The organism is bacterium, from assembly GCA_030247525.1.
GTDB lineage: Bacteria > Electryoneota > JAOADG01 > JAOADG01 > JAOADG01 > JAOTSC01.
The window spans coordinates 1-10,825 of record JAOTSC010000115.1; the positions used below are offsets into that span (position 1 = coordinate 1).

Consider the following 10,825-nt stretch of genomic DNA (forward strand, 5'->3'; position numbering starts at 1 on the left):
GGGACAGGTTCTGCGGAACATTCAGGCATTGCGCGGCGCAGTTGAAGTTCATTCTACCGATGGAAAAGGCACCACGATAACGCTTCGTCTCCCGTTAACTCTGGCGATTATCGACGGGATGTTGCTACAAGCGGGAAGCGAACGTTACATCCTCCCAACCCTTTCAATGGTAGAAGCATTGTCACTCACCGAAGAAAATGTAAGTTCCATTTCCGGCCGCAGTGAAATGATAAAGTTTCGCGGTAACTTGTTGCCGATGATTCGACTCGGAAACGTCTTCAATATCCCCGATGCAGTCACCGACATTCGCAAAGGAACCGCAATCGTAGTTGAAGATGGCGACCAACGGGTTGCATTATTCACCGACACGTTGTTAGGACAACAACAAGTCGTGATTAAGAACTTAGGTGAAGCAATGAAAGATGTCAACGGAATCGCTGGTGGAGCTATCCTTGCCGACGGTCGGATCGGACTCATCATCGATGTCCCCGGTTTCATTATCATGGCACGCGGTTAATTATCAAATCGTTTACATTTAGCAATCGAGGCGACCATGGAAACAGCAGTCAGTAAAAAACAGACCGCAGGCAAGTATCTTACTTTCCGGTTTGACCGTGAAGAGTATGGAATCGAGATCCTGCGAGTATGTGAAATCATCGGTATGATGGATGTTACCCGAGTACCACATACTGCCGACTACATATTAGGTGTGATTAATCTTCGCGGAAAAGTGATTCCGGTGATAAATTTACGCCGGAAATTCGGACTACCCGACGTCGAAGTTACAAATCTGACCTGCATCATTGTTATCGACGTTCATCATGTTCAAATCGGTATTGTTGTCGATGAAGTTTCTGAAGTGATCGACATTCACTCAGAAGAGATCGAGAATGCCCCGGAATTTGGTTCAGCTCTTGATACATCGATTATTCAAGGCATCGGCAAAGTGAAAGAGCGAGTAATTATCCTGTTGGAAATCGAAAAGGTGCTACAGTGGAATCGTGAAGAATTGGATACTGAAGTACTGACAGCTATTCCCAACAGCATATAAAGCATTTTACAGATGCGGCAATCGGCGATCATTTTACAGCCAGCGCATATTTATGTCAGCCGCACGCCGACAATTATCTGTGCTGTCGTAGGTTCGGGGGTTGCAGTCTGCATTTGGGATCGAGTGCTATGTATCGGGGGAACAACCTACTACAAGTTTCCAAGGATTCATCGTTTAACAATGGGTTCTGCCGCTTATGGCAATGTAGCGATACCTGAGTTGTTACGGTTGCTTCACGAGCACGGCGCAAAAAAGACACATTTGGAAGCTCAAATAATCGGTGGAGCAACACCCAATTGGGATCGCACGATTACAATTGGTGAAGAAAACAGCGAAATTGCTCGACGCCTGTTGCGTCGAAATCGCGTAACGATTGTATCGGAAGATACCGGCGGCATACTTGGAAGAAAGATCGCATTTGACACCCATTCCGGCACAGTTGCTGTGATGAAAGTACGGCTAATCCGAAAATCGGATTGGCAATTTGAATCATCGAACGAATCATTATGAACCCTCAATTATTTCACAAGTTTTCCGAGCTCGTCAACACTCTAACAGGTATACATCTTGCTCCGGGAAAAGAGTCGATGGTTAGCGCCCGCATCCAACGCCGGATGCGAGTTCTGAATATTTCATCGGCATCGGATTATTATGAGTACGTCGTCAATCCAGAGCACAAAGATGAGATCATCCATTTGATCGATGCGATTTCAACCAATGTTACCTATTTTTATCGCGAGCACATCCATTTCGATTTTTTGACGGGATATGTGAAGGAGTGTGTGGAAGCAGGTCAAACCCAGTTTAAGGTTTGGTGTGCTGCTGCCTCAAGCGGAGAAGAACCCTATACTATTGCGATGACGATTCAGGAAGCTGCATTCCCCAATCGCTTCGAGTGGAAAATGCTGGCAACCGATATTTCGACCCGAGTATTGGCTACTGCCAAGCAGGCGAAGTACTCAGAGGAGAAGCTTTCTAAAGTGCCAGATCGTTATCGTCATAAGTACTTTCACCGGGTGCAGCAAACCCATGAACAGGATGCTGCCGGAAAAATATATGTTGTATCTGATGAACTACGAACACCAATTCGATTTGCCCGGTTGAACTTGACCGATACGCCATATCCGATGCGCGGTCCGTTCGACTGTGTTTTTTGCCGGAATGTTATGATTTACTTTGAAAACGAGCTTCGAGCGCGTTTACTACAAGAAGTGTATCGATTGTTACGACCGGGTGGAATACTCATCTTGGGGAGTGCCGAGAGTTTAGTCGGTCTCACAAGTGATTTACAAGCCGTAAAACCATCCATTTACCGGAAACCGTTACGTTAGTATGGCTTTAATTGTAAAAATCTCTGATTACATCGTATCGTCTCAACCGGACGATATTTTGATCACATACTCACTGGGCTCGTGCGTTGGAGTAACAATGTACGACCCGGTGTTAGGGATCGGCGGGATGCTTCACTCCATGTTGCCGTTATCGAAAATCGACGAAGAAAAAGCCAGACAGCAACCTGCGATGTTCGTCGATACCGGTTTAACTGCGATGTTAACCGATTTCTTCCAACAAGGTTCAGCCCGAAATCGGTTAGTCGTAAAAATCGCCGGCTGTTCGCAGCTTCTGGATGAAAAAGGAGTATTCCGAATCGGGGAACGTAACAACGCAGTAACACGAAAGATTTTATGGAAAAATAATATCTTGATTGCTGGCGAAGACGTTGGCGGTACACTTTCGCGGACAGTCACACTGAATCTTGCCACTGGCGTAACGACCATCCGCAGCAGCGGAAAGGAGTATCAGATATGAACCGCCGCGCCGATATTTTGTCGCAACTAAGCGACCTACCGACCTTTCCTCCTGCAGCATTAAAACTTATGCAGCTTTTGCGGCATCCCGATACCACGATTCCTGAAATCACGAAAATTATTGAACTGGAACCGGCGCTGACTTCGCGAGTGCTGCGAATGGCAAACAGTGCTTTTTACGGACTACCTGTGAGAGTGGGTACCGTGCGCGATGCAATCATTCGGTTAGGGTTTGCGAAAATTACTGAGATTGTCATAGCCTCCTCAGTCAATCCAATGCTTTCTGTCGAGATTCCCGGTTATGACTTAGAACACAATGACTTGTGGCGTCATTCAGTAGCCGTTGCTATTGCCGCCAAACAGATTGCATCAATGCAGCATCCTCAGATTGCGGAGTATGCATTTACTGCAGGTCTTTTGCATGATATTGGTCGTTTGATAATGAGCTCCTATGTCGCTCCGGTACGAGATCAGTTATATTCTATTGCTGAGAGAGAAGAACTCTCCTACGACGAAGTAGAAAACAAAGAATTCGATATTAGCGCCGCCGAAGCAGGTGGTGAAGTACTTGCGCACTGGCAACTGCCGGACGAAATTGTTACTGCCGTTCGCTATCATCTTACACCCGATTTAGCGCCTGGCGATCAGACACTTACAGAAGTTATTCATCTTGCCAATGGATTAATTCTTATGACAGGAATCGGTGTTGGCACCGATGGATTACGGTTCCGAATGAATACAACTGTTGTTGAGAAGTTCGGACTAAACCCGGTTGCAGTAGCTAAACTCATGAATGAAGTTCATACGCAGTTGGTCGCCGCCGACGAGCTAATAATGGCGGATTAGGAGAGAGTATGGCTTACCAGATCTTAGTCGTCGACGACAGCGCTGTTGTACGGACAGTCATCAAGAAAGTTCTTGCCCTAACCGATTTAACGATTGGACAAATTTTTGAAGCCTCAAATGGCGCGATGGCTTTGGAAGTCTTGGATAAAAACTGGATCGACTTAGTGTTTGCCGACTTACACATGCCGATTATGAGTGGGATCGAAATGATCGACCAAATGTCGAAAGATGGTCTGTTATCTTCGATTCCGGTTATCATCGTTTCTTCGGAGGGTTCGGAAACCCGGATCGAAGAAATGCGGCAAAAAGGGGTGCGCGCTTATGTACAGAAGCCTTTTACTCCGGAGTCAATCCGCGAGGCAATTCAAATTGTAATGAAAGGGCGAGACGAAGATGAGAAATGAACGTGAGTTAATCATCGAATGCTTTCCCTCTATACTTTCGAAAACTTCTTATCAGTTTGCCGATCTCGCACCGGGAGACGATGAGAGCGATCCATCGGAAGCAGGGTTACAGTCGATTGTCGAGTTTCGTTGTGGCAAATTGTCGGGTGCTATCGGCGTACAAGTTTCGGAATTGTTCGCATTGCAGTTAGTAGCCAATATGATTGGCGCCGATCCGGACGGAGTTATTGATCCAGTCGTGATGCGAGATAGTACCGGTGAGTTGGTGAATATCTTCGCCGGACAATTGCTTCCGGTGATTTTCGGTAAAAGTGAATTGTTTACATTGTTAGCACCAGTCGTAACGCCACTGCAAAGTGACAAGTGGTCAGAAAATCGTTCCCAGTATACTACTGTTGCTTTTCAAGTCGATGACGAGTTTCCTGTTTTTGTAATGTACCGTTCTGGCGGAAACCGCCATGCCAGTTAATGTCCTAATTGTAGACGACAGTGCAGTGATTCGCCAGTTCTTGACCCAGGAACTGCGCAGGGAACCGGACATAAATATTGTTGGCACCGCAGTCGATCCTTACAAAGCGCGCGATATGATTGTCGAGTTGCAACCTGATGTCATTACACTCGATATCGAAATGCCTAAGATGGATGGATTGACATTCCTCAAAAAATTGATGCGGTATTATCCGATTCCCGTGATTATCATTTCTGCTCTTACAACATCGGGAAGTGAGATTGCGATGGCGACGTTGCAATCTGGCGCTGTAGACGTAGTCGCAAAACCGACTACGATGAAGCCAGCAGGTGAATGGACAATTCAGCTCATAGAAAAAGTATTGGCTGCTGCTGATGTCGACCCTACGAAATGTGCCGTACCAGAAAGTGCCAAAGCAAAACCAGTCGCTACAATTGCACGGCAACAATTTGCTAATAAAATCATCACAATCGGTGCTTCGACCGGTGGAACCGTCGCATTAGAACAAATCCTAACCGTTTTACCAGATAACACTCCCCCCATCGTTATCGTACAACACATGCCGGAGCACTTCACTCGTTATTTTGCCGACCGGTTAAATGGATTATGTCGGATTTCTGTTAAAGAAGCGGAGAACGGCGACCAGTTGTTGCCGGGTCGAGCGCTTATTGCACCGGGCAATTACCACATGCTGGTCAAGAAAATTGCCGGGAGTTATTTTGCAGAAGTCCGCGACGGGCCGTTAGTGTGCCGCCAACGTCCAGCTGTCGATGTCATGTTCCGTAGCGTTGCCCGCTCGGTTGGAAGAATCGCCGTTGGTGTTATTCTAACTGGAATGGGAAACGATGGTGCAGCGGGGATGCTCGAATTGAAGCAAGCTGGAGCCTATACTATCGCGCAAGATGAGGCGAGTAGTATCGTTTTTGGTATGCCTAAAGAGGCAATTAAACTGGGTGGAGTCGATAAAATTGTATCGCTATCTGGAATTCCCGGGGCGATATTGACCGCTGTAAAATCCCACGAAGAGAGATAAACGAAGAAAGATAATCGAATGGACGCAAACCTTATCAATCCTTTCATTGAAGCATTGTATGAAATGTTTCAGACGATGATGCAAACGACGCCAGAACGCAGCGCCCCGTTTTTGCAGGAAAACAGTCACACAGAAAGCGACATATCTGGTATCATCGGATTTGTCGGACCACAAGTCGCCGGTTCAGTCGCGCTTTGCCTTTCCAAGGAAGCTGCCATCGAACTATACGAGTTAACGATGGGCGAATCGGTAAACGGTATCACAAACGAAGTGAAAGACATGGTTGGTGAGTTTGCCAACATCATTGCCGGCACTGTGAAAAAGAAGATGGCTTCGCAGGAGCTTTCATTTCATATTTCGATTCCAACGATAGTCATTGGTTCACAGCATGCTATTCACCACAAGCTGGATACGCCGGTGTTAGTGATTCCCTTTACAATCGATGAGCATCCCTTTTATCTAAAAGTTTCGATGAAGATATTGAAAAATAAAGGATAATCAATCAAAACCAACTGTATTTCGTAACAGTTGAGGGAGAACACTATGGGTAAAATGTTAGTTGTCGACGACTCCTCGGTCATGCGACGATTGATTATCAAGAATCTGAATGCGCACGGTTACCTCGATATTATGGAAGCAAAAGACGGATCGGAAGCATTACAGTTGCTTACGCCGGATATTCAGATTATCCTCACCGATTGGAATATGCCGGTGATGGATGGTTTAACTTTTGTGAAAGCGGTTCGAGCTAATCAATCGTATAAAGCGGTTCCGATCCTAATGGTTACTACGGAAGGCGCACGAGCGGAAGTTATCGAAGCACTGAAAGCTGGTGTGAACGATTATCTTGTGAAACCGTTCACCCCTACTGACCTTATCGATAAAGTGATGAAACTGCTCGCATGATTTCAAACCTCGCTTTCAATCCAAACGCGCATGATTTCAACGTGCGCGTTTTCTTTGAGCAATTACTTCATCAAGACAACTTTCTTGACGGCGGCGAAGGTTCCGGCACGGACTTGAATAAAGTAGACCCCACTGCTTGCCGGAATACCGTTGTTATCGCGACCGTTCCAGTGGAGGGTGTAGGACCCGGGGGCAAGGCGTTCGGATGGTTGGGTGTATACTTCGCGTCCGATGGCGTCGTAGATGGCGTACTCGGTCATTGCGGAACGCGGGAGATCGACCCGGAAGTGAATCGATGAGTTAAAAGGATTAGGGTAGGGATTGGATAGGGCAAAATCAAATGGGAGTGTCCCAATCAACTCGGGTGTTGCATTATTCGGCGGCATCCGGTAAGTAGAAATCGCGCCGGGCGTGTTCGTCAACAACACCGAACCGTAGTAGAGGAATGGCCAGTAAGAGAAGAACATACCCCGTTCCACCCAACCTTGCCACGTGTGGTCATTTCTCGCCCATACATTGTTACCTACCATTCGAACAACAGAATGGTTTTGAATGATCGAAGAGAGAAATTGCTCCGTTAAATCGAGGGATTGATAAGGATGACCTTGTTGCGGTAAGACATAAATATATTGATTTGCAGTAAACAATGTATCCGATTGTAGACTACTATATAAATCAGTACTATCGATAGCATGCCAATTTTGTTGTATCCATTCATTCCCAACTTTCCGATACCATAACAAACTATCTTTATTGAGCTCTACATATCGACTTAGAATTGTATTTTCACCATGAAACGCTCTCACTTCCCACAGACCATTTGGTTGAACAATTGTCCCATTAGGAACAAGTACGCCATTTTCAATCCAATATACGTAAAAATGTCCATTGCCCTGCCGTATAATGATTTGATTGTATTGAAAGTGAGCGATGTATTGAGCGGAATTCGGCATCGGCATTGTTTGATCGCTCCACTGCCCGTTTGTCCATGTCAACAAATGGAAGAGGGAGTCGTTATAGTTGTTGCGCATTGCTATGACTTGGTCGCCATCGTGTCCGTAAGGAGTTAAGCTTTGAGGGAGCCAACGGATTTCATGGTGGGCATTGACAGTATCGGCGACCAACTGTGCATAGCGGTACCCACGTTGGATGATTGCCCTTCCATTTTTCCCCCAGTAGCCGCATGCGTCTAAGCTATAATCGCGATTTGCTAAATAGCCAGAATCGAATCCGGTTGTTTGGCGATGACACCATAAGGTATCGAGTCGTTGTCGATTGAATTCATCGCGGTATTGCCGCAACTGCAACAATCCGTTTGGCTGGGTCATTGAATACAAATGGAATTGCATAAACCAACCCCGATTCAGATGGGCAACATTGTTCGGTGTGATAGTATGATCATAATGGCCACGATACACATAACCCACGGAGTCGACTATTGTCGGTGCGGCGACACCATTCTCAAAGGAAAGCAGATAGAACCGGTTTTCATTAAAAAAACCCTCCCGCTGAAATAAACCCCAGGCAAACCATACACTGTCTACAGGTTCGTCCCACATCATTGACAATTTGAATTGCAGGGGGTTGGTTGTGATCAATTGCGGCTGTCGGGGATTCTCCAACGACCACACCGACCATATGTTATCGTATGCTGTGATCAATGTGTCATTGATGATTCTACAGAATTTCGATGACGCGGTTTGGGTACGGTACACTTCGCGGATTGGCGTTGTATCAAGTTTTACCACCGAAAGCAGACTGTGCCGTGAGGAAACCCGGTATGCATAGTTCCCACGTATTGTATACTCCTCATACTTCACGGTATCGTTATCGGTATAGCCGCTGAAGTTTAACGTTCCTGTACTGTCTTGGGCGTATACCCGGTTTGCCAGTAGGAGTATGTTATCATGCAATCGCGGACGAATGTTTCGGTATGGCTCATTATTGTTATAAGCTTTCGCCAAAAAACCGGTATCGGGTACAAAGGTTGTACCGTTTCTCACCGCACCACGATATACCGGTGGATCGATGCCATTCCATTCTACCATCGCTCTTGGCCAGCCGTAGTAGAAGCGGTTGCAATCGCGGACGATATGGGAGTACTTATCCCATGCGCCAAGGAATAAGGGCGCTTCGGCGGTAACCGGTACGTTGAGTTGCCACAGCTTTTGGAAGGTCGTGTCGGATGTCTGCCGCATGGCAAACATCGAGGTTGGGGTACGACACACCAAGGTATCGCCAAATCCGATCATCCCCATCGGAACGGTAATGGCAAGGGTATCACCCAACCAATCAAAATCATCTCCCCACCGCGGTGTGGCTGAAGTCGCTCCGGTCAGGGTGAGAGAGAGGAGAAGTATCCAACTAAACTGTTTCATCGTGATACCTCTATTCCATTCCAATGTCGGACAAGAATGTCCGACGTACGGGGTTGTAGTCGGGCGTGCGCGGCACGCCCCTACTGAATATCGTCAGGCAAGAGTGCCCAACCTCCAATGCGGGCGGACATTTTCTTTGCCACCCCAACCCACCGCGACAGGAACCCGCCATGCGGCTCACCGAAGGTAATGTCGCGACCACGATTTTTGGGAACGATGTTAATAAGGTAGAGAATAGGAGATTATCAAAGCAATGCTTCGATACGTTCGATAGAAGAAATGTCTTTTACTTTACGGAAAAGTTCTAATGCGCCACGATAGTATTCTTTCGCGATTTCGGTTTCGCTTAGTTCAATTTCGATGTGCCCAAGAATTTCCAGTGAATGGGCTTCCATCCGAACATCATTGACATTGCGCGCTAATTCCATACTGCGATGGGCGTGATGATACGCGGTATCCAAATCGCCTAACTTCCAATTCGCACGAGCAAGCGCTTGCATAGCGCCGCATTCCGATCGCGGATCCTGCAGTTGCTGATAATACGGCAGCGATTGCTCCACTAATTTTTTTGATTCTTCGTACGCCCCTAGTTCAAATTGCAATTCACCCAAAGCCAATAATACCGCAGCCTCGAATCGAGGATTGTTGGTTTCCCGGTTGAGCTGCAATGCTTCCTCGTAGGTAGCAATCGCTTCGGAATACTGTTGTTTTTTGGTGTAGTACTCACCTAACACACCAAGGGCTACCCCTTCTTCGCGGCGATTTTGTTGGCGATGGATAATTTCTAAGGCGACTTGGATCATATCATAGGCTTTGTCGAACTGATCCATTTCCAACAAGATGCGGGCGTAGGTCATCCGGGTGTTACAGGATTGGTCGTGCTCCCCGGCATTTTCGAATAGCTCGATCGCTTCCGCTAATGCCGGATCAGCTTTTTGAAAGAGACCGGTTTCTATCATGACGACAGCATAATTTGTAAGTGCAGTCGCTTCGTAGATTGGCAAATTCAAATCACGAAATTCACTTCGCGCCTGTTTCAGCAAGCTCATTGCGAGATCGGTACGGCCCTGTTGACGGTGGAGATTCGAAAGGTTCATCCGGGTTCGAGCTGCATGCAATCGTTCCTCTAATCGTTCATAGATTTCGAGCGCTTCTTCGTACAAAAAGAAACATTGCTCGACTTCACCCCGCATCAAATACACATTCGCGAGATTGCCAGCAGCATTAGCTTTAATGATATCACGATCACTCATCTTCGCTAATTGATAAACTTCTGTGAATTTTTCAAGCGCAGCAGTGGTGTCACCCGACAAAGCAGCTTGTCGAGCTTCATTCAGAAGATTGGAAAAATATTCCTGACGATTTTGATTCATGGGTTACTTCTCGACATACCCGTAATATAAGAACAGGCGAGAAAATTCCCGCCTGAATCTTGAAGTTTTTCGATAATCACATACTAAATCAATGTTGTTTCGTTACTTACCCTATTCGACTCAACAAAAGACATTGACACTCTATGAAAAACATCCAACTCGTTTATTTCATGAGAATCATTTTCTCCATCGCTTGGAATGCCCCTGCTTCCATCCGGTAGAAGTATACGCCAGCGGGCATTTCGGTTGCTTGGAAGCGTACGGTATGGTAACCGGGTTGTAACGGTTGATTGACCAACGTTGCTATTTTCTGTCCTAACACATTAAATACTTCGAGTCTCACCATTCCTGCGGCGGGAAGATCGAAGCGGATCTCAGTAGTCGGATTGAACGGATTCGGGTAATTCTGATGTAACGAATAGACCCGCGGCAATCCGGAAGTTATCTCGTTTCGAATATCGTTTGTGACTGTCAGCGATACCGGAACAAGAATAGTGTCGCACGCACTCGAAATAAACCGAATGTCCGCTAACAACTCATCACCCACGGTGTAAGAG

Annotated in this window: 14 protein-coding genes; 11 read left to right on the top strand and 3 right to left on the bottom strand. The window is 46.5% G+C overall.

All coding sequences use genetic code 11. The features are described from left to right. The 11 genes from OEM52_10605 to OEM52_10655 form a co-directional block, all read left to right on the top strand. Positions 1–517, top strand: a 517-nt coding sequence (locus tag OEM52_10605; protein MDK9700583.1) for a chemotaxis protein CheW, incomplete at its 5' end; no start/stop codon positions are given. Positions 518–553: 36 nt separating this feature from the next. Then, positions 554–1,051, top strand: coding sequence for a chemotaxis protein CheW (locus OEM52_10610; protein MDK9700584.1), 498 nt, complete (start codon positions 554–556; stop codon positions 1,049–1,051). 12 nt (positions 1,052–1,063) lie between these two features. Then, positions 1,064–1,561 (top strand): chemotaxis protein CheD, encoded by a 498-nt coding sequence (locus OEM52_10615; GenBank protein ID MDK9700585.1) that lies wholly within the window; start codon positions 1,064–1,066, stop codon positions 1,559–1,561. Beyond that, positions 1,558–2,382, top strand: coding sequence for a methyltransferase domain-containing protein (locus tag OEM52_10620; GenBank protein MDK9700586.1), 825 nt, complete (start codon positions 1,558–1,560; stop codon positions 2,380–2,382). The genes OEM52_10615 and OEM52_10620 overlap by 4 nt, the downstream gene beginning before the upstream one ends. Before the next feature lie 97 nt (positions 2,383–2,479). Beyond that, positions 2,480–2,860: a chemotaxis protein CheD gene (locus tag OEM52_10625; GenBank protein ID MDK9700587.1), complete on the top strand. Its 381-nt coding sequence runs from the start codon at positions 2,480–2,482 to the stop codon at positions 2,858–2,860. Beyond that, positions 2,857–3,705, top strand: a complete 849-nt coding sequence (locus OEM52_10630) for an HDOD domain-containing protein (GenBank protein ID MDK9700588.1) — start codon at positions 2,857–2,859, stop codon at positions 3,703–3,705. Before OEM52_10625 ends, OEM52_10630 begins: the two co-directional genes overlap by 4 nt. An 8-nt stretch (positions 3,706–3,713) precedes the next feature. Further along, a complete protein-coding gene (locus tag OEM52_10635; GenBank protein ID MDK9700589.1) occupies positions 3,714–4,109 on the top strand; it encodes a response regulator in 396 nt (131 codons plus the stop codon). Continuing rightward, complete coding sequence (locus OEM52_10640; GenBank protein ID MDK9700590.1) at positions 4,099–4,578, top strand: chemotaxis protein CheX; 480 nt, start codon at positions 4,099–4,101, stop codon at positions 4,576–4,578. The genes OEM52_10635 and OEM52_10640 overlap by 11 nt, the downstream gene beginning before the upstream one ends. Next, a complete protein-coding gene (locus OEM52_10645; GenBank protein ID MDK9700591.1) occupies positions 4,568–5,611 on the top strand; it encodes a chemotaxis response regulator protein-glutamate methylesterase in 1,044 nt (347 codons plus the stop codon). The genes OEM52_10640 and OEM52_10645 overlap by 11 nt, the downstream gene beginning before the upstream one ends. 18 nt (positions 5,612–5,629) lie before the next feature. Beyond that, a complete protein-coding gene (locus OEM52_10650) occupies positions 5,630–6,109 on the top strand; it encodes a chemotaxis protein CheX (protein MDK9700592.1) in 480 nt (159 codons plus the stop codon). 45 nt (positions 6,110–6,154) lie between these two features. Beyond that, a complete protein-coding gene (locus OEM52_10655; GenBank protein ID MDK9700593.1) occupies positions 6,155–6,517 on the top strand; it encodes a response regulator in 363 nt (120 codons plus the stop codon). 62 nt (positions 6,518–6,579) lie between these two features. Here OEM52_10655 and OEM52_10660 read toward each other — a convergent pair whose 3' ends face one another. From OEM52_10660 to OEM52_10670, 3 genes are all read right to left on the bottom strand, one after another. Next, positions 6,580–8,895, bottom strand: coding sequence for a T9SS type A sorting domain-containing protein (locus OEM52_10660; protein MDK9700594.1), 2,316 nt, complete (start codon positions 8,893–8,895; stop codon positions 6,580–6,582). Between the two features lie 245 nt (positions 8,896–9,140). Next, positions 9,141–10,268 carry a tetratricopeptide repeat protein gene (locus OEM52_10665; protein ID MDK9700595.1) on the bottom strand — a complete coding sequence of 376 codons (1,128 nt, stop codon included), beginning with the start codon at positions 10,266–10,268 and terminating at the stop codon, positions 9,141–9,143. A gap of 163 nt (positions 10,269–10,431) precedes the next feature. Then, positions 10,432–10,825 (bottom strand): T9SS type A sorting domain-containing protein (locus OEM52_10670; GenBank protein ID MDK9700596.1); only part of this gene is annotated, 394 nt, incomplete at its 5' end.

Excerpts from the sequence above, each read along its gene's own strand:
- OEM52_10610 (MDK9700584.1), top strand. The coding sequence starts at position 554 with ATGGAAACAGCAGTCAGTAAAAAACAGACCGCAGGCAAGTATCTTACT.
- OEM52_10615 (MDK9700585.1), top strand. The coding sequence starts at position 1,064 with ATGCGGCAATCGGCGATCATTTTACAGCCAGCGCATATTTATGTCAGC.
- OEM52_10620 (MDK9700586.1), top strand. The coding sequence starts at position 1,558 with ATGAACCCTCAATTATTTCACAAGTTTTCCGAGCTCGTCAACACTCTA.
- OEM52_10625 (MDK9700587.1), top strand. The coding sequence starts at position 2,480 with ATGTACGACCCGGTGTTAGGGATCGGCGGGATGCTTCACTCCATGTTG.
- OEM52_10630 (MDK9700588.1), top strand. The coding sequence starts at position 2,857 with ATGAACCGCCGCGCCGATATTTTGTCGCAACTAAGCGACCTACCGACC.
- OEM52_10635 (MDK9700589.1), top strand. The coding sequence starts at position 3,714 with ATGGCTTACCAGATCTTAGTCGTCGACGACAGCGCTGTTGTACGGACA.
- OEM52_10640 (MDK9700590.1), top strand. The coding sequence starts at position 4,099 with ATGAGAAATGAACGTGAGTTAATCATCGAATGCTTTCCCTCTATACTT.
- OEM52_10645 (MDK9700591.1), top strand. The coding sequence starts at position 4,568 with ATGCCAGTTAATGTCCTAATTGTAGACGACAGTGCAGTGATTCGCCAG.
- OEM52_10650 (MDK9700592.1), top strand. The coding sequence starts at position 5,630 with ATGGACGCAAACCTTATCAATCCTTTCATTGAAGCATTGTATGAAATG.
- OEM52_10655 (MDK9700593.1), top strand. The coding sequence starts at position 6,155 with ATGGGTAAAATGTTAGTTGTCGACGACTCCTCGGTCATGCGACGATTG.
- OEM52_10660 (MDK9700594.1), bottom strand. The coding sequence starts at position 8,895 with ATGAAACAGTTTAGTTGGATACTTCTCCTCTCTCTCACCCTGACCGGA.
- OEM52_10665 (MDK9700595.1), bottom strand. The coding sequence starts at position 10,268 with ATGAATCAAAATCGTCAGGAATATTTTTCCAATCTTCTGAATGAAGCT.